The organism is Agrobacterium sp. LR_9 (assembly GCF_041954855.1).
Taxonomy (GTDB): domain Bacteria; phylum Pseudomonadota; class Alphaproteobacteria; order Rhizobiales; family Rhizobiaceae; genus Agrobacterium; species Agrobacterium leguminum.
The window spans coordinates 78,079-102,718 of sequence record NZ_JAVAYA010000008.1 but is presented as its reverse complement, the minus strand read 5'-3'; the positions used below and the strand labels follow the sequence as shown (position 1 = coordinate 102,718).

Below are 24,640 nucleotides of genomic sequence, written 5' to 3'. Positions count from 1 at the left end.
CGTCTGCGCCGTGAGAGGAGTATTTCGCGATCAAAGACTTGATCATGCTGGACCCCGGATCTAGTCCGGGGTGACGGGCGTGTGGCGGTAAAGCATTACCCCTTGACCGGCGTTTCCGGCACCGGCGTCAGCACCTTGCCGTCCTTGAACCAGCCAAGAATATTGTCAGCCACCAGATCGGCCATGGCGTTGCGCGTCGGAACCGAGGCGGAGGCGACATGCGGCAGCAGGGAGACGTTCGGCAGCGACAGGAAGGCTTCCGGCACCTTCGGCTCGGCATAGAACACATCGAGACCGGCAGCGCCCACAGCACCGCTCTTAAGCGCCTGCAAAAGCGCATCCTCATCGACGCTGGAACCGCGCCCGACATTGATGAACACGCCCTCAGGCCCCAGCGCCGTCAGGATTTCGGCGTTGATCGCCTTATGCGTTTCCGGCGTACCCGGCACGATGCAGATGAGGATATCGACGGCTTCCGCCATCTCCTTCAGCGAGCCGTAATAGGTGTAAGGGAGGCCATCCCGTTTGCTGCGGGTGTGGTAACCGATCTCCACCTTGAAAGGCTCCAGCCGCTTGGCGATTTCCTGCCCGATGCGGCCCATGCCAAAGAGACCTACCTTGCGGCCGCGCAGCGAAAACGGCGACAGCGCGAACGGGCCTTCACCAACCCATTTGCCATCGCGCAACCAGGTCTCGGCCTGATAAAGACGGCGCACGGTGTTGATCAAAAGCGCAATCGTCGTATCGGCCACCTCGTCGTTCAGCACATCAGGCGTATTCGTCACCACGATGCCACGCGTAGCGGCATGTTTGGCGTCGACGCCATCATAACCCACGCCGAAATTGGCGATGATCTCGAGCTTCGGCAGCGCATCGATCCATTTGGCGTTGACGACGCCGGAAACGGCAATGGCGTTAACACGCTCGGCCGCACCATCAGGCAGAACCGGCTCGGCGCCGGCAGGCACAGTCACGATCTCGACCTTGCCTTCGAGGCGTTCGAGAACGCGCGGGTTTATCTTGCCGGGAACGAGAACGACGGCCTTTTTGTCAGACATGAGCGGATATTCCTCCTGATAACATTCCGATAGCCGGAGCGGGTTTCAGGCGAACCTTCCGCCATCCCGCTCCTCTGGGCGGCGATCTTTTCAAACAAAGACGGCTGTGAAAAGGGCAATAAGGGGATGCTATGGGAGCAGACGGAAGTTTCATGCCGATTTTTTTAAGCGCCCTCACCGTCATGCCGGACTGGATCCGGCATCCAGCCAGCCCAAGTCCTTGGGCTGAGAGAGTCTTTTTCACCGCGTAGACACGCGGTGACTGGATTCCGGCTCAAGGCCGGAATGACGGAAAGGTGCAATGCACAGAACGCGCACCATTTCCCATCGTCTGAAGCCTCACACCCGCGGCCGCACCGGCCCGGTCGATTGCCGGATGCGCATTTCCGGCTTGATGAGGTGAATGCCGTCAGGCTCGTGGCTGCCCGCCAGCCTGTCCAGCAGCGCGCGGGCAGCGAGACGCCCCACCTCGGCCTGGCCGTTGGACACGGTGGTCAGCGCCGGTGTGGCAATCGCCGCCTCTTCCAGATCGTCATAGCCGGTGACGGAAATATCGACGCCCGGCACCAAGCCGGCACGGGAAATGCCGTTCATGAGACCGATGGCGACGAGATCGTTCCAGCAGACGGCGGCAGTCGGTTTCTGCGGCAGGGAGAGGAAATGCACGGCAGCCTCGAAACCGCCCTGTTTGGAGCGCGGGCCGGGAATGCGAAGGTTCGGATCGACCTCGATGCCGGCCTTGCGCAGCGCATTGACATAACCCTGATAACGGTCACGGCCCGTCGATGTCTGGTCGGTGCCGCCAACCATGGCGATGGTGCGGTGGCCGAGGCTGATCAGGTGGTTGGTGGCAAGCGAAATGCCGTAGCTGTCGTCACCGCGATAGGTCGGCATGTCGACGCCGTCCATGGAACGCGCCACCAGAATGGCGGGCATGCCGTTTTCTTCGGCCAGCGTCATATCCTCGATCGGCGTGCCGATGGCCGGCGACATGATGATGCCGTCGGAACCGAGCTGCAGCAGCGTTTCGATGAAGGTGCGTTGTTTTTCCACCGAATCGTAGTGGTTGGAAAGAATGAAGGTCTGGCGGCTGCGGTCCAGCTCACTTTCGATGGCTTTCAGAATTTCCCCATAGAAGGGGTTCATCACATCGTGGAATACCACACCGACGATGCCGGAACGCGAGGTGCGCAGGCTGGCGGCGCGGCGGTTGTAGATGTATCCCAGCGCCCGTGCCTGTTCCTTGATCTTGTCCCGCGTATCGGCAGCGACCAGCGGGCTGTCGCGCAATGCAAGAGAAATCGTGGCGGTCGAAAGACCGAGGCTTTCGGCAATCGTGGACAGTTTGACCTTTTGGGCCACGGCATTCCTCCCCAAACGCGTGTCAGTGACGGATGGCTCCGTTTAAATTGCAATTAAACAATTTAAACAAAATCCGCAACCCGTTTAAGGAATACCCACAAAACAGATGGTTCTTTTAAAAATTTCAGCAAAAATTATTGAAGATTGGCGTCTATTGCCTTCAAGAGTTTAACGATGTTGCGCACATCCTTGGCCGAAAGCCCCTCAACGGCTCTTGCACCGCAATTGGCGATGGAAACATTGATGTGTTCGACGCTTTTCAAACCCGCTTCCGTCAGCTTCACCAGCGTCACGCGGCCATCCTCATCGTCGCCGCTGCGTTCCACGAAACCCTGGGCTTCCATGCGGCCGATGGTGCGCGTCATGGTGGGCGCCTTGACGCCGAGTTTCTGGGCGATCTGCCCCGGCGTGAGGCTGCCTTCCTGCGCCAGCGCCAGGATAACGCCGTCCTGGCCCGCATAAAGCCCGCTTTCGGCAAGGCTGTGGCTCAGCGCCGTGCGCATGGAGCGGGCCGCCTGGGTGATGGATTGCGCCAGTTCCTCGGGGTTGAAATTCTCATCCCTTTTTTTGGCGTCCTTTACTTTCTTGCCGCCCTTTTCCTTCTTGGCGCTTTTGTCCTTATGCCCGGTTTTGTCCTTGCTCATATGCGAGTGCCTTTTACCCTGTGGCGGAACCGATATATGTTGCTGGAAATCCTTAACGAATGCACGCGCGGACTGCCATATGCCAAACTCATACACGCATTATCACGACGAAAACGTAACAGACCCCCATCTTCGCGCAACAGCTGCAATTTCCGTGCTACCGCTCGGCGCGCATGAACAGCATGGGCCCCACCTGCCCTTCGAGACCGATACGCTGATTGCCGAAGGCATCGCCGCCCGTCTCGCCGCCACCCTGCCCGCCCACCTGCCCGTCTCCTTCCTGCCGGTGGAACCGGTCGGCTATTCCATCGAACACATGAATGTACCGGGCACGAAAACCCTGCGTTACGATGAGGCCATCGAGCGCTGGCTCGGCATCGCCGAGGCGGAATATAAAAAGGGCGTGCGCAAATTCGTGATGCTGAACGCCCATGGCGGCAATTCACCGCTGATGACCATCGTCGCCACCGAGGCCCGCGCCCGTTTCGGCATGCTGGCGGTCGCCACAAGCTGGACCCGTTTTGGCGTACCGGCCGATATCGTGAAGCCGGAGGACAAGGCGGTCGATATTCATGGCGGCGATATCGAAACATCGGTCATGCTGGCGCTTCATCCCGAACGCGTGGCGATGCAGAAGGCCGAAGACTTTCCCTCCCGCCAGAGCGATTTCGCCACCCGCTTCAAACACCTGCGCGCCTATGGCCCACATGCATTCGGCTGGCTGATGAGCGATCTGAACCCCGACGGCGTTGCCGGAAACGCCGCCGCCGCCACTGCGGAAAAGGGCGAAAGGCTGATTTCCCATGCCGTAAAAGGCCTTGTCGAACTGCTTGAAGATATCCACGCTTTTGACATAACGTTATTTCATAACAAAATTTGAGTGCCATGGCCGAATTCGGCCAAAATCTCTTTGAACTGCCCGGACGTCGCGCCTATATGGACGACGACACATCTTCCTGAGGCCTGACGGCCTCTCTCCACGCGGGGTTTTCCATGACCGAAACAGCTATAGCCAAGCCCATTCCAGTCACCGTCCTGACGGGATATCTCGGCGCCGGCAAGACGACGCTTCTCAACCGCATTCTCTCCGAGAACCACGGCAAGAAATACGCTGTCATCGTCAATGAATTCGGCGAGATCGGCATCGATAACGATCTGATCGTCGAGTCCGATGAAGAAATCTATGAAATGAACAATGGCTGCGTGTGCTGCACGGTGCGCGGCGACCTCATCCGCGTCGTGGAAGGCCTGATGCGCCGTCCCGGCCGTTTCGATGGCATCATCGTCGAAACGACAGGTCTTGCCGATCCCGTTCCCGTCGCCCAGACCTTCTTCATGGATGACGACGTGCGCGCCAAGACCGAGCTTGATGCCGTCGTTGCCCTCGTTGACGCCAAGCATCTGCCGCTGCGCCTGAAGGACAGCCGCGAGGCCGAAGACCAGATCGCCTTTGCCGATGTCGTCGTCGTCAACAAGACCGATCTCGTTTCGCCGGAGGAAGTGGCCCGCATCGAGGATATCGTGCGCGCCATCAATCCTTCCGCACGCATCTACAAGACCACCCGGTCCGGTGTCGATCTCGCCCGGGTTCTCGATCAGGGCGCCTTCAATCTGGAGCGCGCGCTGGAAAACGATCCGCATTTCCTCGAGCATGGCCATGACGACCATGTTTGCGGCCCTGATTGCGATCATCACCACCACGATCATGACCACCATCATCATGACCATGACCACGATCATGGGCATCATCACCACGATCATGACCATGGCCACGATCATCACCACCATGGCGCGGTTTCGCCGATCCATGATGTGACGGTGCAGTCGGTCTCGCTGCGCGGCGGCGAGATGAACCCCGAGCGGTTCTTCCCGTGGATCCAGAAGGTCACCCAGACCGATGGCCCGAACATTCTGCGCCTCAAGGGCATCATCGCCTTCAAGGGCGATGCGGAACGTTACGTGGTGCAGGGCGTGCACATGATCATCGAGGGCGACCACCAGCGCCCGTGGAAGGAAGACGAAAAACGCGAAAGCCGCCTCGTCTTCATCGGCCGCGAACTGGACCGCGAGAAGCTGGAAAAGAGCTTTAACGCCTGCCTCGCGACGGCCTGATCCTCATCCCTCCGGCACCCCGGCCTTACGCCGGGGTATGACCGTTATCTTCCCTCATCTCTGTGCTTGTCACAGAGATCCAGCCAGCCCAAGTCTTTGGGCTGAAAGGACTCTCCCCGCCGCGCAGACGCGCGTCGGCTAGATTCCTGTGACAAGCACAGGAATGAGGTTGAAGTGATGTAAAGCGGTTCCGCTTTTGCCGGAAATGCTCTAGAACCATGCCAGCGAGCGGGAGCAACGCCCCCGCCCATCCGACACAGATACGAAAGACCGATGCCCCATGCCGACTGTTGCCCCGCTTGATATCGAAGGCCACGTGGTCTCGACCCATTTTCTCGGCGACATTCCCCTGTTTGCCACCGCCGCCGGCACCATTCACCGGCTGGATGGCGGCGAGAAGGTGACTGAGGCGCATGACGGGCTTCTGACCTGCGTGCGCGATCCCTATAGCGCCACCCTGCTTTCCGGCGGTGAAGACGGCCGCGTGCTGCGCATCGGCCATGACGGCAGCATCGGCGAAATCGCCAACGTTCCACGCAAATGGGTGGGCGTCGTTGCCGGGGGGCCGCAGAAGGCTGTCGCTTATGGCGTCGGCAAATCCAGTTTCGTCCGGCTGTCGGACGGCACGGTCAAGGAATTCAAGGAAGAGCGCACGGTGGAGGCCATCGCGTTTGCGCCCAAGGGCCTGCGCATTGCCGTTGCCCGTTATAACGGTGTGACATTGCACTGGGTGGCGACCGCCGGCGATCCCGTCGATCTGGAATGGAAGGGCGCCCATACGGGCGTCACCTTTTCGCCCGATGGCAAGTTCCTCGTCACTACCATGCAGGAAAATGCCCTGCACGGCTGGAAGATGGAAGCCACCAAGGGCGGCATGGAAGCCCGCCATATGCGCATGACGGGTTATCCCGCCAAGGTCAAATCCGTCTCCTGGTCGGCAAAGGGCAAATGGCTCGCCTCTTCCGGTGCGCCGGCCGCCATCGTCTGGCCGTTTGCCGGCAAGGACGGCCCGATGGGCAAGGCCCCGGAAGAACTCGGCAGCCGCGCCAACATCATGGTCACCAATGTCGCCTTCCACCCCGTGGAAGATGTGCTCGCCATCGGCTTCATCGACGGCATGATCCTCGGCGTTCGCCTTGCCGATGGCAAGGAAGCCCTGCTGCGCCGCCCCGGCAAGGGCGCCATCACCGGCATGGACTGGAGCGCCACGGGCAAGCTGCTTGCCTTCGCCTCCGAAGCGGGGGATTGCGGGATCATCGATATTTCGGCTTGAGGGATGGACGCGGGGGTAACAGGCCGCCCTACTCCCCCACCTGCCGCCGCGTCAAAAACAACAGCAGCAAGGCCGCGCCCGCGCCAACCGAAGCGAGCCGGATCGAGACGCCGAAACTCGCATATTGCGATACGAACCCCATCAGCGGCACCGCAAAAAGCGCGGCGAGGAAGATGGAGTTCATGTAGAGCGCCGTCGCCCGGGCCGTGCGGCCGCGCGCAAAGCCCTGCACGAAGGTGAGGCAAGTGCCGGCGCAAAGGCCGTAATAGGCGCCTTCCAGCGCCGCACCCGCGATCATGGCCGGCAATGTGGTGACCGAGGCGATGACATTGAAGGCGACGATGGCCATTACCGCTGAAACGCCCAGAAGCAGGCGGGCGCTGAAGCGGCGCATCATTCGCGGCGCAAGCAGGATGAACAGAACCTCCATGGCGCATTTGACACTGAGCGACAGGCCCGGCACGTAATCCGGCAGGCCGACCTCCCGCACCAGAAACACCGGCAGGGCCGAGGCGCAGAGAGCATGGGCAAAAGACATGCAGAAGCTGGCGGCCGCCGCCAGAAGCAGCGGCAGGTTGCGCCGTGTATCGTCGTCACCCGCCGGTCGCCGCTCCATCGGGCTGGTCTGATCGCGCGGCACGACCGCAAGGGCAAGCCCGCCCCAGATGACCGCCATCAGCATGGCATTCACGAACACGGCCTTCGCGCCGGCAAGATCGAAGATCAGATAGGCGGCAGCGGGAACCAGCATCCATGCCAGCGACACCATCGTTCGCAGGAAGGCATTATAGGCGGCCGTATCCAGCGCCTTCACCCGGCCATGATATCGGCCGTAACTGAAAATGAGCGTGCTGGCGGCATTGGAAAGCCCCATGCCGGTCGCCGTTATCGCCACCAGCAGCGCCAGATGCCCGAAACTCGCCGCAGCCGCCGCGACAAAAGCGCCGCACACGGAAAGCATCAACAACGGCCTCACCCGCACCCCGGCATCGACACGCTCGCCATAAAAACGGCTGGCGACAATCGAGGCCAGCGCCGCCGTGACGCTGTAAAAACCGACGGTGGCCGGCGGATGGCCGAGCACCTGGATGATGTAAAAACCGATAAATGGCACGACAGCCGCATTGGTGCTGCCGGCAATAAAAACCAGCAGGGCGATCAAATAGGCCTGACGATCGAAAGCGCCCGGCAAAGTGCTTTTCTGGAGCATGGGAATCGACTGAAGGCTGGGAGGCGGGACGGGATGGCGGCGACCACCATCACATCAAAACGGCTTGTGGTTCAAGCCTGCTTGGAAAGCAGGATGCGGTTTCATTGCCGGTTAAAGGTGAAGCCGCTTCTTTTATGCCGGGCCTGGCTGCCGCCCTGGGGCTGGACGCAAGCTCTCAACCGCAAGCCCGTGTCACTCAATTAGAAGCACCTGCCCGGCGGTTTTTCTTGCCGCCGGGCAGGTCATGGATCGATATGCGTCGAACTGTCGCCCCCGATACCGCCGCCGTAAAGATGGGCGACCCTCTTCGGAAACGAAAATCCGCAAATCAGAACTTTACGCCGAGACCGACGCTGACGACATGTTCGCTGAGCTTTCCATCGGCGGAAATGCCCCGGACAGTATAGGTTTCCTTGCCGAAGTCGTTGTAACGATATTCGAGACGGCCGAATACGTTGTCGGTGAAGGCGTAATCGATGCCGGCGCCAATCGTCCAGCCATTCAGCATCTTGCTGGTATTGCCGAAGGGCGTCTTGATCTCGCTGTCCGTCGCGGTGTAACCACCGGCGGTGTAGATCAGGGCGCGGTCGACCGCATAGCCGGCACGCAGGCGCGCGGAGCCGTTCAGGCCCGAGGAAACCTTGCTGAGGTTGATCGTCTTTTTGCCCCAGGCATAACCGAGATCACCCTCGACACCGAGAATGACGGACGGCGCGACTTCGGCATTGTAACCGGCAAAGCCCGCAAAGCGAGCGCCATCGAAACTGTGCTTGTCGGTCTCACCGTCTTCAGTCGTTTTCAACCGCTCCCAGCCATAGCCGCCCGAAACACCGGCGTAAAAACCGTCCCAGGAGAAGGCAGGCGCGGCATCGTTGACGACAGGTGCTGCCGGAACGTCGCTGACGGCATCGGCAGCAATGGCTGCGCCGGAAAGAACGCCGAGCGCGGCGAGCGCGAGAAATGATTGTTTCAACATGAAATAGCTCCTTCAAAACTTCCTTACCCGCCGAAATGCGAGCCGCGAACATACCCGCCACCGAAATCACAATCACAAATGGCGAGTCGTGGACACGTGTTAATTGAAACATCCAAAAGTTAAAAGCAAGTAACAACAGCAGCAAAATTGAACGTATTTTAAAATATAAATCATATTTTTACTTTATAATTTCATTTATTACCAATACAGAAATTAGAATATAAAAATATAAATATGCATCGGCGCACACCCGTTTCCGAAGCCGTCACGGATCGGCGGACACAAGGTGCTGATGGAGCATCCAGAATAAAAAAAGAGGGCCGCGAGGCCCTCTTCCAGTCATGCGATGCGCCGTTTGTTCTTGCCGGAAACGCCATGCGTGAAACACACGCAACTCGAGGATCATTGCCGGCTTATGCGCTGCGCGCATCGTCTGCGTCGAAAATCCCTGATGGTTTTCGAGCTGTTGCGTTGGAGCGGGATGGAGAAAAGCCCGATGGTTTCGCCATCCCGTTCCACCTTTCGGTTAGTGGCGGCGCTTTTTGCCGCCGTCATTCTTGTTGTCGATGACATCGACGGACGTCTTGTTGCCGTTCAGCACACCGTTCAGGATGCCGGTCTTGTTGCCATTCAGAATCCCGTTATTGGACAGGATGCCGCTGACACCCAGATCGATGCTGGGCGAGACGACGACAAGGGCGCCGCCCTTGTTGCTGTTGCCGGACAGGATGCCTCCCAGAAGACCGCCCGCATTGGCCTGACCAACGGAAGCGACAGTAAGAATAGCGGCTACACAAGCGAACTTTGCAATCATTTCTCTCTCCTCTTTTGTTTGATCACGCCGTCTGGCGTAACTGAACTGTATATTTAGAGGATTCTAATTCAAGCAAAGCCTAATATTACAATAAACGATTAACACTAATACTCGTGATTTTAATCAAATTCTACATATCGTATCTTCGCGCTCCCGCCCCTTGCTCAAACAATGCCGGTCGGCACCTGTATCGCGACAGTAAAGCGGTGCGGGAAACTTTATTAACCATCCAAATATAAGATATTGCTTAATTAGAGACCGGAGATGCGAATGCGGGTGGGGGGATATATCGCGCTTGTTCTCGGGCTTGCCTGCGCCTGCGGCGCGCGGGCGGGGGAAAAGGCCGATGAGCACAATGTTACCTATAAATCCGGCATTGCTTATGACAGCAATTATTTCGCCGACACCAACCGGCTGAGCGCGATTTCGCTGCGCGCCGGCTTCGGGCTCAACGGCAAGATCGTGCTGGAGGGGGCAGAGCTGCGTTATTCGCTCGAGCAGGAAGAGGTTCGCCTGCCCCGCTATCGTTTCGCCAATGAACATAACACCATCGCGGCGCTGGGGCTGACGAAACGATTTTCCGAGAAGCTGGAATGGGCCCTTGAGCTGCGCGGCACCCGCAGCGATGCCGGCGATATTTTCCTGCACCTGCCGGAAGAAGACATTGGCTACCGACAGCTGGATCACAAGCTGGAGGCGTCTTCCCAGCTCGGCATCCTCGCCCTTGGCGGCAAGAACACGCTGACGGCAAGTGTCGCCAGCCTGATGAAAGGCAAGGCGCGGTTCCGCCCGGCCTATTTCCTGCCCACCCGACTGGAAGCGAACGAGGCGCTTTTATCGCTGAAGGCCGAACATGCACGATCGCTCGGCGGCGGCGAGGCGGGGCTGACGCTTGCTTACGACCGTATCGCCGTGCCTGAGGGGCAGCAGGAAAAATATGAACGTTTCCCGGCCAACACGCTGCGGGGTTCTCTGGCCTATGGTTACAGGTTCTCCGACCGTTTCGCGGTTCTGGCCGAAGCGGGCTTCACATCCATTTCCGGCGATGAGATCAGCGACAAAGTAAAGCGCACCCGCCCCTATCTGCGGGCCGAGGTCGAGGTGAAGGCCACCGAGCGCATCGCCTTCGGCGCGGGCTTTTCGCAGGACTATGCGCTTTTCGACCCGGATGACCCGATTGCCGAATTCCATCGCCGCTTTCAATTCGTCGTGAAAAGCAGGCTCACCGAAAAGGTGGGGCTCGATCTTGCGCTGCACCGGGTCCACAAGGACTGGATCTATTACAATTACGATACCAGCGAGCGCCGGCTGGTCGCGACGCTCTCCTTCGATACCGGCAAGAACAGCAAGCTGGAGGTGGAGTTCAACCGCCTGCTGCATGGCGAGCGCGATACCGATCTTGCCTATAGCGGCTCCAGCATCACCTCGCGTTTCAGCGGCACCTTCTGAAATTTAGTGACGGCCCGCGCGAAGGATCAGCCGCATCAGGTCGAAATTCGGTCCCAATTTCTGCTAGAGTCAGACCTTCCAGATTCGAAGGCAGGACAGACCGGATAATGAACAGACGCTTTTTGCTCCTCGCGGCCGGCCTTGCCTGCGTTCCCGTCGCCGCGGCGGCGCATCCGCATATCTTTGCCGAAGCCCGCATGGAAATCGTCGAGGGGCCGAACGGCACCGTTCAGGAAGTGCGCAACATCTGGCGTTTCGACGAGATGTTCTCGGCAAGCGTGGTGATGGATTACGACAAGAACAGCGATCTGAAGCTCGACAAGGACGAGCTGGCCGAGATCGGCAATACCGTGCTGGAATCGCTCGCCGAATATTCCTACTACACCTTCATCACCGCCAATGGAAAACCGGTGGAATTTTCGAAGCCCGAGGCCATTCACGTGGACTATAAGGATCAGCAGATCCTGATGTTCTTCTCGGTGAAGCCGACAAAGCCTTTGGCCGTCAAGGGCAAGCTCAGCTTCGGCGCCTGGGATCCGACCATGTATACGGCAATCGATTTCGCCAAGGACGGCGATATCGCCACGCAGGGTAAGGACCTGAATGCCTGCAAGCATCATGTCGTCCGTCCCGATCCCGACGAGGTGATCTCGCAGAACCAGGGCACGCTCACCGACGCCTTCTTCAACGATCCGACCGGCACCGACATGACCAAGCTCTTCGCCACCCGGCTGGAGGTCTCATGCTGAGCCGCAGGGCCGGCCTCTTCGCCGTCGCCATTGGCCTCATTGTCGTGGCCGGTGCGGCCCATGCGCAATCGCCGCTCGGCATCGGCTCGGCCGAGCCTTCCTTTTCCGTCGGCGGCCCCTTCGCCCCGCTGATGCAATGGATCAATGTGCACCAGCAGATGTTTTATCGGGCACTGACCGGCGCGTTGAAGGCCATGCGTGAGGATGGCTGGGCGCTCAGCTCGCTGATCGGCCTCTCCTTTGCTTATGGCGTTTTCCATGCCGCCGGCCCCGGCCACGGCAAGGCGGTCATTTCGTCCTATATGATCGCCAATGAGACGCAGCTGAAACGCGGCATTCTCATTTCCTTCGTCTCGGCGCTCATTCAGGGTGCGGTCGCCATCGGCCTCGTCGGTGCGGCCTGGCTGGTGCTGCGCGGCACCTCCATCACCATGACGAAGGCGACGCAGGCGATGGAGATCGCCAGCTTCGCCATGGTGGCGCTGTTCGGCGCCTGGCTGCTGGTGCGAAAACTCTGGTCGCTGCGTATCCGGCGGGAACCCGTTCCCGTCTTCGCCACGGCGGGCGAGGCATCGGTGGCCCGAACCAGCGGCATGGGCACGGGGCTGCGGTTCCAGGGCAAGCCGGTTTTTGCCGATCACGACCATGACGGCACGGGCGATCTCTGCACCGCCTGCGGTAAATCCCATGCGCCGGATCCGATGCTGCTCAAGGGCAAGAACTTCAGCCTGCACGAAGCATGGTCCGCCATCATCGCGGTGGGGCTCAGGCCCTGCTCTGGCGCGATCATCGTCATGAGCTTCGCGCTTCTGAACGGGCTTTATCTCGGTGGCGTTCTCTCCGTCCTTGCCATGTCGCTCGGCACGGCCATAACGGTATCGCTGCTCGCCATCATGGCCGTCTCGGCAAAAGGCCTCGCCGTGCGTTTCGCCGGCCCCGGCAGCCGCAGGGCGGCCGGCATCAGCCATGCGATCGAGATCGCCGGTGCGTTGTTCGTGCTCATCATGGGGCTGTTGCTGCTCGGCGCGTCGCTTAAGCTCTAACCGTCACGGCGACGCTGGTAACGCGCGCGCAGCCAGAACAGCAGGAAGAAACACAGCACGGCCACCGTGCCGAAGGCAGCGGCGAGCCAGGGCGAATAATCGCCCAGCCACAGCATGATCTTCGGCATGACGAAGAAGACCAGCCCGAAACCGACGATGATGAGGGCGGCGGCGATGGCCGGCGACCAATCCTTCTTGCCGGGGCTCGGCTTTTCAGGCGCCGGGTTTTCAGGCGCCGAGTTTTCAGGCAATGGCATCGGCAAACTCCGCACGGATATCCTCAAGCTTACGCTTCTGCGCGCCGTCGGCCGCAAAATTCTCCGGCGCAAGCCAGGCTTCGAAGGCCTTGCCGATCAGCGGCCATTCGCCGTCGATCATGGAAAACCACGCCGTATCGCGGTTCTGGCCCTTCGAGATCATATGCTGGCGGAAGACGCCCTCGAAGGTGAAGCCATAACGCTTCGCCGTGATCTTGGAGGGCTCGTTTTCATTGTGGCATTTCCACTCGTAACGGCGATACCCCAGATCCTCGAAAACATGTTTCGCCATCAGGTAATGCGCCTCGGTGGAAAGAGGCGAGCGCTTCATCTTCGCGCCATGGGCGACGGAGCCGACCTCGACCACGCCATTGGCGGGATCGGGCCGCATATAGCTCGCCATGCCGACGATATCGCCGGTGGCGTTTTCAACGAAGACCAGTGTGACCCAGTTGAGCTTCTGACCGGCGCCGACGAGCCAGTCGCCGAAAGCGTCGGCATCGGGAAAGGCGCTTTGCGGGAAATATTTGAGCAGCGCATTCACGCCCTCGCCACCAAGTGCGGCCCAGAGCCTTGCGAGATGTTTTTCGCGATCGAACGGCTCCGCCATCACGTAACGGCCCTTCAACACCACCGGCTGCGGCGGCGGACATCCCTTGAAATCACTCAGATCGCGCATTCTCTTCCCCATTTGCTGGGAGAAGGATTAGGGCAAGCGGGGCGGGATGACAACAGTGCATATGTCGGGTGGGCGGGTGCGGTTTACCCCCCTCTGCCCTGCCGGGCATCTCCCCCTCAAGGGGGGAGATCGACAAGCGGCTATTTCTCGCCTCTCTCAACGTTTGCGAATGAAGTGGTGGTAGCGCCTCCTGCCGATCTCCCCCCTTGAGGGGGAGATGCTCGGCAGGGCAGAGGGGGGTAAACCGCACCCGCCGAGGCTATCCTCAAACCTTCGCCGCCACCACCGTCGCCTCGATATGGTCCACCAGCGCATCCGGCAGCCCAAGCCGCCCGGCAAGAAGGTCGAGATACCCCCGCTCCGCCCGCGTATCAGCCTCGATGGCAAGCCGCGAGGCGGTATAAAGCTCCACCTTCTGCTCTTCCGTGCGGGCAGCAGCCACCAGCGCGTCGATGTCGAGAGGATCGGCCAGTTCCTTTTCGAGGAACCGCTCAGCTTCGCTATCGAGGCCGGAGACCTGCACCTTGTCCATGATATTGGCGCGCTCCTTCTCATCGATATGACCGTCGGCCTTGGCGGCGGCGATCATCGCCTGGATGAGTTTCAGCGCGAAATCATTGGAAAGAGCTGGCGATTGCGGGTGGAAAGCGGAATCGGCCGGCGGGGCGAGAAGCTCCGGCTCGGGTTTTGGCGCTGCTTCAGGCGCCTGGCCGGACTTGTAATTCTTGTAGGCGAGGTAACCGAGACCGGCGATGGCGGCAACGCCGCCAATGGTGGCAACATTGCCGGCAAGCTTGCGGCCGGTCTTGGTGCCGAGAATGGCGGCGGCGAGCGCGCCGGCCTTGAGCGGATTATTCTTGGCGATATCGGCGGCCTGCCCGGCTCTGTCACGGACGCTTCCCGAAAGGCCCGGCACCTGCGAGCCGAGGAATTGTTCAAGAAGCTTCTTGGCGTCGAACATCGAAATCTCCTGTAGAGGTCAAATCTACAGGGGAGATAGGAAGCCGTGGGCCGAATACAAATGTCAAACCCGCTCACGCCTTCGTGAACGGGTTTGACAGGAAGCAAATCAGGCGCGCAGTGCGGCGGCTTCGGCGGCAAGCTTGGTAATGCCCGCCCAGTCACCCGTCGCCACCAGTTCGCGCGGGGCGACCCAGGAGCCGCCGACGCAGACGACGTTCGGCAGGGAGAGGTAATCATTGGCGTTCTTGAGCGACACGCTGCCGGTCGGGCAGAAGACGGTGCCGGCGAGCGGCGAGGACAGCGCCTTGAGATAAGGTGCGCCGCCCGCCTGTTCGGCCGGGAAGAACTTCAGCACCTTGTAACCCTCGTCGCGCAGCGCCATGACTTCGCTGGCGGTGGCAGCACCCGGAAGCAGCGGCACCTTCGAACCGCGTGCGGCTTCCAGCACGCTTTTATTGATGCCGGGGCTGACGATGAAGGTGGAGCCGGCTTCCGCCGCAGCTTCGAAATCCCTGGCATTGAGAATGGTGCCGGCGCCGACATTCGCACCCTCCACTTCCGCTGCAACCGCGCGGATGGCGTCGAGCGCCGCCGGTGTGCGCATGGTGATCTCGATTGCCTTCAGGCCGCCTGCGACCAAAGCGCGCGCAAGCGGCACGGCGGAAGCGGCGTCATCCACGATCAGCACCGGCACGACCGGCTGGAGCTTGAGGATGGAGAGCAGTTTTTCGGAGTCCTGGGCCAAGATGAGCCTCCCTTGCGCAATTGAAACGATTGAAATTCCGTCTACCGATTAGCCTGCCTCGGCTTTCATGTCGAGGCGCGCCAGCCGCATTTTTATCCAGATACTTCAATCAATTCGCTTCATCGCACTATCATATTGCGATAATCTGGCGCCCCAGTTCGCGGAGACAGCATGGCCAAGGAAATTGAACGGAAGTTTCTTGTTGCAGGCGGTGAATGGCGCAATGAGGTCACGCATAGCATGGCTTTCCGGCAGGCATATGTCGCCTCGATGGAAAACCGCTCGGTCCGGGTCAGGATCGTCGACCAGCGCGATGCGACCCTGACCATCAAGATCGGCGCAAGCGCGCTTGTCCGCGACGAATATGAATATTCCATCCCCCTCAAGGACGCCGAAGAGCTGATGGCGAGCGCGCCGGGCGTGGTGATCGAAAAAACCCGCCACACCGTCGATCATGGCGGCTTCACCTGGGAAGTGGATGTTTTCGAAGGGAAATATCACGGGCTGGTGGTGGCGGAAGTGGAAATGAACGACGAGAATGCCGATCCCGATCTGCCGTCCTGGCTGGGCAGGGAAGTCACCGGAGACAAGCGCTTCTCCAACCAGTCGCTCGCCATGGACTGTCCGAACGGAGACCTGCCGGATGCCCTTCAGAATTGATCCGAAAAAGCCCTTCGACAATGAAATCCGTCGGGCCGGGCTGGAGCTGATCGACGATACGGTCACGATCCTTCGCGACCAGCCGTCCGGATCCCACGAGGCCGTGCACGACGCCCGCAAGCGGTTCAAGCGGCTGCGCGCCCTCTATCGCCTCATCCGCAAGGCGGCACCGGATTTCGGCCGCGAGGAAAACGCCCGTATTCGCGATATCGCCCGCTCCCTCGCCTTTGCGCGGGATGCAACGGCGCTGGTGGAAACAGCGGAATATCTCGAGGCCTTCGCGCGTTCCGATGCGCAGGGCGAAGCGCTGCGGTCGATCACCGCGATGCTGCGCGCGCGCCGCGACGACGCCATAGAACACGAGGCCGGTCTCGACGAAGCCATTGCCGCCGCCATTGCCGGCTGCGGGGAAGCGCGCCAGAAGCTTGAGGACCTGTCGCTGCCGGATGAGTTAAAAGACACCGCCCGGCTGCTGAGAAGCGCCTGGGCGAAACAGAGAAAAAGGGCGCGCAAGGCGCTCACCGACTGCCATCAGCAGGCCGACGCCGAGCATTTCCATGAATTGCGCAAGTCCGGGCAGGCCTATTGGATGCATCTTGGCCTGATGCGCCGGCTCTGGCCTTCCGCCATGCGCGCCAAGCGGGCCGATACCAAGCGGCTGGTGGATATTCTCGGCCACGAGCACGATCTCTCGGTTCTTGCCGCCGTCGCCGACCGCGAGCCGGAGCGTTTCGGCAATGGCGAGCGGCTGGCCCTGCTGCTGGACGCGATCATCGAGAGGCAGCAGGCGCTGCGCACGGAAGGCCTTGCGCTGGCTAACGAGGTGTTTTCCGAATCCGCCCGCACCGAAAGCCGCATCGTCGGCCTGTTGTGGCGGCAGGCGGCGAAATAGGCTAACGCCACTTTCGGCGCTCACCCACCTCCGTCATTCCGGCCTTGAGCCGGAATCCAGCCAGCCCAAGTCCTTGGGCTGAAAAGATTCTCTCCGCCGCGCAGACGCGCGTCGGCTGGATTCCGGCTCAAGGCCGGAATGACGGAGGCGCCAATGCAACACCCTGTTGCCTGCACACGGCGGCAGGAGCGACAGAAAGCCCGCAAACCCTCCCGATTTGACGATTTTCAAAATACCCGAACCCACCGATAAATATTGCTTTGCGGCCGCCGTCGCTGTATTTCAGCGCCCATGACCGACACGACCATTCTCCCCCGCCCGGAAGTCTCTGGTGATTTCCTTGTGGCCGCGCTTTATCATTTCGCCCGCCTGCCGCGGTTCGAGAGCCTGCGCGAGCCGTTGTTTGCGCTCTGCCAGGAAAACGGCGTCAAGGGCACGCTGCTGCTTGCTGCCGAAGGTATCAACGGCACCATTGCCGGGCCGGATGCGGGCATTCACGCCGTGCTCTCCTTCCTGCGCGCCCAGCCGGAATTTACCGCGCTGGAGCACAAGGAAAGCCGCGCCTCGCACATGCCTTTCGTGCGGCTGAAGGTGAAGCTCAAGAAAGAGATCGTCACCATGGGCGTGCCGGATATCGATCCGAACCGCATCGTCGGCACCTATGTCGAGGCGCGCGACTGGAACGAGCTGATCTCCGATCCGGATACGATCGTCATCGACACCCGCAACGATTACGAGACCGCCATCGGCGTCTTCAAGAGCGCGGTCGATCCGCAGACGAAAACCTTCCGCGAGTTTCCCGACTGGGTGAAGAACAATCCCGGCCTGCACAACAAGCCGAAGATCGCCATGTATTGCACCGGCGGCATTCGCTGCGAAAAGGCCACCGCTTTCATGAAGGAGCAGGGTTTCGACGAGGTCTATCACCTCAAGGGCGGCATCCTGAAATATCTGGAAGAAGTGCCGGAAGAAGAAAGCCTGTGGGAAGGCGCCTGCTTCGTCTTCGACGAGCGCGTCTCGGTGGTGCACGGCCTTGCCGAAGGCGACCACCAGCTTTGCCACGCCTGCCGCAATCCGATCACACCGGAAGTGCGCCTATCCCCCAAATTCGAGGAAGGCGTGTCCTGCCCGAGCTGCTACGATGACCGCAGCGAAGAGGACCGCCAGCGCTTCCGCGACCGGCAGCAGCAGATCGAACTGGCAAAGAAGCGTGGCGAGCGGCATCTCGGGCGGTAATCCCGGTCGGCTATCGGCATTCAGAGTAGGATTTCGATTGAGCGGCCCCCGCGTATTTCTTCTCCCCGCCGGGGAGAAGTCCGCGGCAGCGGAATGAGGGGGCAAGCTCTCCGAAATCCGGCAGCGTGGCCCCCTCATCCGACCCTACGGGCCACCTTCTCCCCGGCGGGGAGAAGAAATGGGCCGCACCTTCAGGTGATCAAGAATGAGTGGAAGTAATCAGCCTCACGCCCCTGCCCGCAACGCAAAGAGCGGTGCGTCCTGCCCATCCAGCATGGCGGTGATCTCTTCCGCCGCGACCGGTTTCGAGAACAGGTAACCCTGCAATTCATCGCAGCCGCACAGATGCAGGATGGCCGCCTGCTCTTCCGTTTCCACGCCTTCGGCCGTCACCGGAATATCGAGCGACTTTGCCAGCGCCACGGTGGCCTGCAGCATTTCCAGCGACCGGCCGCCCTTGTCGAGTGCCATGATCAGCGAACGGTCGATCTTCATCCGGTCGAAACCGAAGCGGCGCAGATAACCGACGCTGGCGAAGCCGGCGCCGAAATCGTCGAGCGCTATATGCAGGCCAAGCTGCTTCAGCTTGTCGATGGCGGCACTCGCCCGCTCCGGATGCTGGATGAAATAGCCTTCCGTCATCTCAAGCCGCAGCCTTTCGGGCGGCGTCTGCGTCGCGTCGAGAATATCGGCCACATGGCCGGAGAAGGCCGGATTGCGGAACTGCACGGGAGAGATATTCACCGAGAGCTTGATGGACGGCCATTGCTGCGCCGTCTCGCAGGCCTTGTGCAGGACGAGAAGGCCGAGCCGGTCGATAAGGCCGCTGGTTTCGGCAGCAGCGATGAAGATATCCGGCGGCACGAAGCCATATCCCGGCCGCTGCCAGCGGGCCAGCGCCTCCACCCCGGTAATACAGCGCGTGGCGGCGCTGACGACCGGCTGATAGACCACCTGTATCTCATCGTTTAAAATGGCGGAGCGGAGATCGGCTTCGAGCTGCAGCTTTTCCTCGCGCAGCGCATCCATCTTCAGCTCATAGGAAACGTAACGCCCGCGTCCGTTCTCCTTGGCCTGATACATCGCCATATCGGCACGCCGCAGCAACTCCTCGCCATTGATATCGCCGGCGCGGGAAACCGAGGTGCCGATGCTGCAACCGATGCTCGCCACCCTTTCACCGATGCTGAAAGGCTCGGTAAAGAGTTCAAGAAGCGCCAGACACAGTTTGCGGCCTTCGGCCCAGACGTCGTTGCCCTGAATGGCGATGGCGAATTCGTCGCCGCCGAGCCGCGCCAGCACCGCACCTTCCGGCACCAGCACTCTCAGCGCCGCCGCCACGCCCTTGATCAGCCGGTCGCCGGCGGCATGGCCGTAGGAATCGTTGATTTCCTTGAAACCGTCGAGATCGAGATAGAGCAGCTTGATATCCGTCTTGTCATGGCGGCCCCTGTCGACCATGCGGTTCAGCCTGGCGAAGAGGCCGGCGCGGTTGCTGAGGCCGCTCAGCCGGTCGCGCAGCGCCTCCTCCCGCGCCGCTGCCTCATCCGCCTTCAGGCGGTCGAGCGTGGCCGAACCGATGATGAGCAGCACCAGAAAAAACGTGCCGGCAATGCCAAGCGCGGTAAAGACGACCGGACGCGCCTCATGAAAGCTGACGTCTCCCGGAAGGTGCGACCGCCAGACGAGCCGGGCCAGCACCTCCCCCAGCGGATTGACGATATCCACATGGTTGGCGGCAGGCCCGTCGCCATATTGCAGTTCCAGACCGTCGATGACGTAATTGCGGGCAAGCTTGTCCACCGTCGCCTGCTTGAGATGACGGGCGAAAACCAGGTAACGCCGCTCCGCACCGACCGGCGGCAGCGCCCCGGACTTCATCCGCACGAGCGCAACCCCCGCGGCGGCGACGCCATCGCCGGTCTTGACGAAGCCGGTCACCTGCGAAGTGATACCCGGACGCATGGAACGCACGCGCTCGATCATTTCCCTGAGGCCGCCGGCAAAATAAGCGTCCGGCTTCCATGCCACCGGCTTGCCGTCCTGATAGGCCATGCGGACCTTGCCGTCCTCATCGATGACCACGGCCGTATCGAAGAGATCGTTATTGACCGTCATCTCGCCGTAATTGCTTGCCACCCAGTCGAAACGATCAGGGGCATAGACATATTCGGCGGCATCGTCCCAGGCGGCGTAGTCGTTCAGCGTTGCGCCGAGCTGCTCACGAAAGGTGACGAGGGCGCCCGCCGTCGTCTCGCGCGAACGGGCATTGTCGAGCAGGTTGGCCTTTTCCCGGACCTGGCTCAAGGCGGATAAAACCAGCGCGGTGACGATGATAAGCACCAGCGCGAAGGTGGACAATACGACGCCCACGGCGGTTCTGCGCCCGACCGGCAAATAGTCCCCAATGTTGCGCGGCGCAATCCGCATAAAATCCCCTTCGAAAGCATCATCTTGCGAAGGAAACATTCAAAAGCGGTTAAGCCGCATTGTGGCCCCGCCCCAAAAAACTACGGGTATAAAACGACAGTCTGGCAAAGGCGCTGAAAAATCCTTCCCTGAAATGCCCCGGGTTTTTCATGGAAGGCGGATTTGCATCCGTCCGGAAAAGAAAAAACCTCCCCCGCGAACGGGAGAGGTCGTGATTTTTTAGACCGGGATGGCGAAAAGTGTAAGCGGTTTTCGCCTTAAATACCGGTCTGATCCAGTGCTGGAGCGGCTTACCAGGACGGGATGACCGTGCCGTTGTACTTTTCCAGAATGAAGGCCTTCACTTCCGGGCTCTGGTAGGATTCAACCAGCGTCTTCACCCAGGGCTTGTCCTTGTCCTGCGCACGAACGGCGATGACGTTCGCGTAAGGGGACTTTTCGCTTTCGATGGCGATGGCGTCCTTCTTCGGGTTCAGGCCGGCAGCCGTGGCATAGTTGGTGTTGATGACCGAAGCGTCGGTATCGTCAAGCGAGCGCGGCAGCTGGGCGGCGTCGAGTTCGACGATCTGGATGTTCTTCGGGTTTTCGGTGATGTCGGCAGGCGTTACCTTGAGGCCGGCCTCTTCCTTGACCTTGAGCACGCCCTTGGAAGCGAGAACCAGGAGCGCGCGGCCGCCATTGGTCGGGTCGTTCGGAATGCCGACGGTTGCGCCGTCCTTCAGCTCGTCGAGGTTCTTCACCTTCTTCGAATAAACGCCCATCGGGGTGGTGATGGTGGTGCCGACGCTGACGAGATCGAACTTGCGGTCAGCGATCTGGTTGTCGAGGTAAGGCTGGTGCTGGAAGGAGTTGGCCTGCAGCTCGCCATCGGCCAGCGCCTGGTTGGGCACGACATAGTCGGAGAATTCGACGATATCGATATCGAGACCCTTCGCGGCCGCAATCTTCTTCACCTGCTCCATGATCTGCGCATGCTCGGCGGGGGTTACGCCGATCTTGATGGTCTCGGCCAGCGCCTGACCGGCGGTGAAGAGAGCGGCGAGCGAAGCCGCGAGAATGAGTTTCTTCATGGGTGTCTCCTTGGGTTGTTATTATAAACGCAGTTAATTCTTCCGGGTCCGCTTGTCGAAGCTGCGGGCCAGCCTGTCGCCGGCGCTCTGCACCAGCTGCACCAGCACGATCAGCACCAGAACCACGACCAGCATCACATCCGGCATGAAGCGCTGGTAACCGTAGCGGATGCCGAGATCGCCCAGCCCGCCGCCGCCGACCGCGCCGACCATGGCCGAATAACCGATGAGGCTGACCAGCGTGAGCGTAAGCGCCAGCGTGATGCCGGGCTTGGCTTCGGCAAGCAGAACCTTGGTGACGATCTGCAGCGGCGTGGCGCCCATGGCGCGGGCGGCCTCGATCAGGCCCTTGTCCACCTCGCGGATCGCCGCTTCCACCAGCCTTGCGATGAAGGGCACGGTTGCGACCGTCAGCGGCACAATGGCCGCGCTGGTGCCGATGGAAGTGCCGGCGACGAGGCGGGTGAAGGGAATGATCGCCACCACCAGAATGATGAAGGGCGTGGAGCGCGCGGCGTTCACGACGAGGCCGAGGAGCCGGTTGGTCATCGGCGCCGGAAACAGCTCGCCCTTGCCGCTGGTGGCAAGGAAAACACCCATGGGCACGCCGATCAGCGAGCCGACGATGCCGGCAACGGCGACCATGTGCAGCGTCTGCAACAGGCCCTTGGAAAGAAGGCTGAACAGCATATCAGGCGACATAACCGAGCACCTCCGTGTGAAGACCGGTCTCAGCATAAAAGCGATTGGCGCGGGCGGTGACATCCGCCGAGGCCGGATAGGAGACGACCAGCGAGCCGAAGGGCTGGCCGGAAATTTCCTCGATGGTGCCGGCAAGGATGTTCACGTCAGGGCCGATTTCGGAGACGAGGCGCGCCGTCAGCGGCTGAAAGGCCGTCTCGCCGAAAAACACCAGGCGCACCAGAACACGGTCGCCTTCCGCCGCCTGCGGTTTCAGGCCCGAAGTGACCCAATGCGGCAGCTTCACGCCGACCGAGGACGACAGCAGGCTGCGGGTCGTCTCGTGTTTCGGCGCGGTGAAGATGTCGAAGGTCGTGCCTTCTTCCACGATCAGGCCTCTGTCGATGACCGCCACCTGCGAGGCGATGGTTTTCACCACCTCCATCTCGTGGGTGATGAGCAGCACGGTGAGCCCCAGCTCGGCATTGATGCGCTTCAGCAATTCAAGAATGGATTGCGTCGTTTCCGGATCGAGCGCCGATGTCGCCTCGTCGGAAAGGAGCAGCTTCGGCTGGGTGGCGAGCGCACGGGCAATGCCGACACGCTGCTTCTGGCCGCCGGAGAGTTCCGCCGGATAACGATTGGCCTTGTCCGAAAGCCCGACGAGATCGAGCAGCGGCGCAACGCGCGTTTCGATCTCCTTCTTGCCCATGCCGGCGATTTCGAGCGGCAGGGCCACATTATCGAAAGCGGTGCGCGAGGAGAGGAGATTGAAATGCTGGAAGATCATGCCGACGGAACGGCGCAGCGTGCGCAGGCTCTTTTCATCGAGCGCCGCGACATCGACGCCATCGACGACCACGCGGCCGGTCGAGGGCTTTTCAAGGCCGTTGGCGAGGCGGATGAGCGTGGATTTGCCCGCACCGGAGCGGCCGATAATGCCGGTGATGGAGCCTTTCGGCACCACGTAGTCGATACCGGCAAGGGCTGCGAAACCAGGCTTGCCGCCGGCGCCGCCAAAGGTCTTGGTCACGCCTTCAAACGTGACCATAGGCTCCTTTGCCGACCCTTCAGGGACCGCCTGTTCTTGGCGCGCGGGGGATGCCGCGCTGGATGGAAAACTCATTGTAAACTCTGGGAATGCGTGACGGATCGGGTCTCAAAAAATCCTGTTGCGGTGCTGAACCGCTCTCTTCATGCAGCCTTCGGGCACATTCGATGACAGCTGATTTTCCGGGTCATTTCGTCAGGCTTTCACTCAGAAATGCCGGGGATCGGCAATTCGATGGCGCATACTTGCCCGCACACGCCACCTTTTAACAGGGATGTTTTTTCAATTATCTGAAAAGAGAGGAAAAATCTACCGCAAAGCCGCGGAGGCGGCCCTGCGGCAGTCAAGATTTCGCGACGATATGAAAATCACACGCGGCTGGTGAATTCCTCGAGCGGGCGGCGGACCTTTTTCAGGTTCACCAGCCAGTCGCCATCCGGCTGACGATAACCGAGCGGCAGGATGGTGACGGAGCGCAGGCCCTTTTCACGCAGGCCGAGGATTTCATCGAGCTTCGCCGGGTCGAAGCCTTCCATCGGAGTGGAATCCACGCCCTCGAAAGCGGCCTGCGCCACGGCCATGCCGAAGCCGATATAGGCCTGACGGGCGGCGTGTTCGAAATTCACCTGCTGGTCGCGCTGCGGATAGGTGGAAAGCAGCATCTGGCGATAGGCTTCCCAGCCTTCATTCTTGATGCCGCGTTCTTCGTTGACCAGATCGAACATGTGGTTGATCCGCTCTTCGGTGTAATTGTCCCATGCCGCAAAGACCAGCAGATGCGAACCGTCGGTCACCTGCGCCTGGTTCCAGGCGATCTCGCGGATCTTGGCGCGCACTTCAGGATCGGTGACCACGATCACCTCGAAGGGCTGAAGACCGCTGGAGGTGGGCGCAAGCCGCGCCGCCTCGACAATGCGCTCGACCTTGTCTTCCGACACGGCCTTGGAAGGATCCATTTTCTTGGTGGCATAACGCCAGTTGAGTTTTTCGATAAGCATGTTCGTTTTCCCTGGGAGGACCATCCCGCCCTGCCCCTTGGACGCCAGAACGGGTGCTACGCTTTCGTAGCCCGTCTGACATAGGAGGCAGGATGGCGGGCGCAAGCAGGCACCGCCGGGTAACCGATAAAAAAGTTTGGAAAACTGATAATAAGGTGGGAGAACTTTATTGCGACGGGCGCTGACACGTCGCCTGCTACCGGATGCGGCGCGTAAAGTTCATGCACGGCCGTCCCCCAACCCTCATTCCTGTGCTTGTCACAGGAATCCAGCCGACACGCGTCTGCG

General features: G+C 60.6%; 24 protein-coding genes. 9 read left to right on the top strand and 15 right to left on the bottom strand.

The window, feature by feature from the left end; genetic code table 11:
* Window positions 1–95: 95 nt before the first annotated feature.
* The 3 genes from RAC79_RS11890 to RAC79_RS11880 form a co-directional block, all read right to left on the bottom strand.
* The gene (locus tag RAC79_RS11890; RefSeq protein ID WP_104679894.1) at window positions 96–1,058 is read right to left on the bottom strand and encodes a 2-hydroxyacid dehydrogenase; all 963 of its coding nucleotides are present in this window, start codon (window positions 1,056–1,058) and stop codon (window positions 96–98) included.
* Between the two features lie 339 nt (window positions 1,059–1,397).
* The gene (locus RAC79_RS11885; protein WP_003505469.1) at window positions 1,398–2,420 is read right to left on the bottom strand and encodes a LacI family DNA-binding transcriptional regulator; all 1,023 of its coding nucleotides are present in this window, start codon (window positions 2,418–2,420) and stop codon (window positions 1,398–1,400) included.
* Between the two features lie 134 nt (window positions 2,421–2,554).
* Window positions 2,555–3,064: a MarR family winged helix-turn-helix transcriptional regulator gene (locus RAC79_RS11880; protein WP_035263256.1), complete on the bottom strand. Its 510-nt coding sequence runs from the start codon at window positions 3,062–3,064 to the stop codon at window positions 2,555–2,557.
* A gap of 79 nt (window positions 3,065–3,143) precedes the next feature.
* Between RAC79_RS11880 and RAC79_RS11875 the strand changes: the two genes are divergently transcribed.
* The 3 genes from RAC79_RS11875 to RAC79_RS11865 all read left to right on the top strand — a co-directional run bounded on the left by RAC79_RS11875 (window position 3,144) and on the right by RAC79_RS11865 (window position 6,449).
* Complete coding sequence (locus RAC79_RS11875; RefSeq protein ID WP_374997031.1) at window positions 3,144–3,944, top strand: creatininase family protein; 801 nt, start codon at window positions 3,144–3,146, stop codon at window positions 3,942–3,944.
* Window positions 3,945–4,057: 113 nt separating this feature from the next.
* A complete protein-coding gene (locus tag RAC79_RS11870; RefSeq protein WP_059758487.1) occupies window positions 4,058–5,176 on the top strand; it encodes a GTP-binding protein in 1,119 nt (372 codons plus the stop codon).
* Between the two features lie 280 nt (window positions 5,177–5,456).
* Window positions 5,457–6,449, top strand: a complete 993-nt coding sequence (locus RAC79_RS11865; RefSeq protein ID WP_004433450.1) for a WD40 repeat domain-containing protein — start codon at window positions 5,457–5,459, stop codon at window positions 6,447–6,449.
* A gap of 28 nt (window positions 6,450–6,477) precedes the next feature.
* Here RAC79_RS11865 and RAC79_RS11860 read toward each other — a convergent pair whose 3' ends face one another.
* The 3 genes from RAC79_RS11860 to RAC79_RS11850 all read right to left on the bottom strand — a co-directional run bounded on the left by RAC79_RS11860 (window position 6,478) and on the right by RAC79_RS11850 (window position 9,449).
* Complete coding sequence (locus tag RAC79_RS11860) at window positions 6,478–7,659, bottom strand: MFS transporter (protein ID WP_374997030.1); 1,182 nt, start codon at window positions 7,657–7,659, stop codon at window positions 6,478–6,480.
* 328 nt (window positions 7,660–7,987) lie between these two features.
* On the bottom strand, window positions 7,988–8,635 hold the full coding sequence (locus RAC79_RS11855) for an outer membrane protein (RefSeq protein WP_142845210.1): 648 nt from the start codon (window positions 8,633–8,635) through the stop codon (window positions 7,988–7,990).
* Window positions 8,636–9,161: 526 nt separating this feature from the next.
* Window positions 9,162–9,449: a hypothetical protein gene (locus RAC79_RS11850; RefSeq protein WP_004433441.1), complete on the bottom strand. Its 288-nt coding sequence runs from the start codon at window positions 9,447–9,449 to the stop codon at window positions 9,162–9,164.
* A gap of 270 nt (window positions 9,450–9,719) precedes the next feature.
* On the opposite strand from RAC79_RS11850, the gene RAC79_RS11845 reads away from it, so the two are divergent.
* From RAC79_RS11845 to RAC79_RS11835, 3 genes are all read left to right on the top strand, one after another.
* Complete coding sequence (locus RAC79_RS11845) at window positions 9,720–10,898, top strand: hypothetical protein (protein ID WP_374997028.1); 1,179 nt, start codon at window positions 9,720–9,722, stop codon at window positions 10,896–10,898.
* Between the two features lie 107 nt (window positions 10,899–11,005).
* Complete coding sequence (locus RAC79_RS11840; protein ID WP_004433429.1) at window positions 11,006–11,647, top strand: DUF1007 family protein; 642 nt, start codon at window positions 11,006–11,008, stop codon at window positions 11,645–11,647.
* Entirely contained in the window at window positions 11,641–12,690 is a 1,050-nt protein-coding gene (locus tag RAC79_RS11835) for a nickel/cobalt transporter (protein WP_374997027.1), read from the top strand. Before RAC79_RS11840 ends, RAC79_RS11835 begins: the two co-directional genes overlap by 7 nt.
* Here RAC79_RS11835 and RAC79_RS11830 read toward each other — a convergent pair.
* From RAC79_RS11830 to RAC79_RS11815, 4 genes are all read right to left on the bottom strand, one after another.
* Window positions 12,687–12,947: a hypothetical protein gene (locus tag RAC79_RS11830; protein WP_174058747.1), complete on the bottom strand. Its 261-nt coding sequence runs from the start codon at window positions 12,945–12,947 to the stop codon at window positions 12,687–12,689. The two genes, RAC79_RS11835 and RAC79_RS11830, sit on opposite strands and share 4 nt — an antisense overlap.
* On the bottom strand, window positions 12,934–13,626 hold the full coding sequence (locus RAC79_RS11825; protein WP_374997026.1) for a GNAT family N-acetyltransferase: 693 nt from the start codon (window positions 13,624–13,626) through the stop codon (window positions 12,934–12,936). Before RAC79_RS11825 ends, RAC79_RS11830 begins: the two co-directional genes overlap by 14 nt.
* A gap of 265 nt (window positions 13,627–13,891) precedes the next feature.
* The gene (locus tag RAC79_RS11820) at window positions 13,892–14,587 is read right to left on the bottom strand and encodes a tellurite resistance TerB family protein (RefSeq protein ID WP_004445183.1); all 696 of its coding nucleotides are present in this window, start codon (window positions 14,585–14,587) and stop codon (window positions 13,892–13,894) included.
* Window positions 14,588–14,695: 108 nt separating this feature from the next.
* Window positions 14,696–15,334: a 2-dehydro-3-deoxy-phosphogluconate aldolase gene (locus RAC79_RS11815; RefSeq protein ID WP_004433419.1), complete on the bottom strand. Its 639-nt coding sequence runs from the start codon at window positions 15,332–15,334 to the stop codon at window positions 14,696–14,698.
* Between the two features lie 171 nt (window positions 15,335–15,505).
* Here RAC79_RS11815 and RAC79_RS11810 point away from each other — a divergent pair, with 171 nt between their 5' ends.
* The 3 genes from RAC79_RS11810 to RAC79_RS11800 all read left to right on the top strand — a co-directional run bounded on the left by RAC79_RS11810 (window position 15,506) and on the right by RAC79_RS11800 (window position 18,122).
* Complete coding sequence (locus tag RAC79_RS11810) at window positions 15,506–15,994, top strand: CYTH domain-containing protein (protein ID WP_065655372.1); 489 nt, start codon at window positions 15,506–15,508, stop codon at window positions 15,992–15,994.
* A complete protein-coding gene (locus tag RAC79_RS11805; RefSeq protein ID WP_125146064.1) occupies window positions 15,978–16,886 on the top strand; it encodes a CHAD domain-containing protein in 909 nt (302 codons plus the stop codon). Before RAC79_RS11810 ends, RAC79_RS11805 begins: the two co-directional genes overlap by 17 nt.
* A 291-nt stretch (window positions 16,887–17,177) precedes the next feature.
* A complete protein-coding gene (locus RAC79_RS11800; RefSeq protein WP_374997025.1) occupies window positions 17,178–18,122 on the top strand; it encodes a rhodanese-related sulfurtransferase in 945 nt (314 codons plus the stop codon).
* A 225-nt stretch (window positions 18,123–18,347) separates the two neighbouring features.
* On the opposite strand, the gene RAC79_RS11795 is transcribed toward RAC79_RS11800, so the two are convergent.
* The 5 genes from RAC79_RS11795 to RAC79_RS11775 form a co-directional block, all read right to left on the bottom strand.
* Complete coding sequence (locus RAC79_RS11795) at window positions 18,348–20,591, bottom strand: EAL domain-containing protein (RefSeq protein WP_188129063.1); 2,244 nt, start codon at window positions 20,589–20,591, stop codon at window positions 18,348–18,350.
* Window positions 20,592–20,842: 251 nt separating this feature from the next.
* Window positions 20,843–21,622, bottom strand: a complete 780-nt coding sequence (locus tag RAC79_RS11790) for a MetQ/NlpA family ABC transporter substrate-binding protein (RefSeq protein WP_004433407.1) — start codon at window positions 21,620–21,622, stop codon at window positions 20,843–20,845.
* 33 nt (window positions 21,623–21,655) lie between these two features.
* The gene (locus tag RAC79_RS11785; RefSeq protein ID WP_374997024.1) at window positions 21,656–22,324 is read right to left on the bottom strand and encodes a methionine ABC transporter permease; all 669 of its coding nucleotides are present in this window, start codon (window positions 22,322–22,324) and stop codon (window positions 21,656–21,658) included.
* Complete coding sequence (locus RAC79_RS11780; RefSeq protein ID WP_174037678.1) at window positions 22,314–23,354, bottom strand: methionine ABC transporter ATP-binding protein; 1,041 nt, start codon at window positions 23,352–23,354, stop codon at window positions 22,314–22,316. The genes RAC79_RS11785 and RAC79_RS11780 overlap by 11 nt, the downstream gene beginning before the upstream one ends.
* A 368-nt stretch (window positions 23,355–23,722) precedes the next feature.
* Window positions 23,723–24,352, bottom strand: a complete 630-nt coding sequence (locus RAC79_RS11775; RefSeq protein ID WP_304983188.1) for an NAD(P)H-dependent oxidoreductase — start codon at window positions 24,350–24,352, stop codon at window positions 23,723–23,725.
* Between the last annotated feature and the right edge of the window lie 288 nt (window positions 24,353–24,640).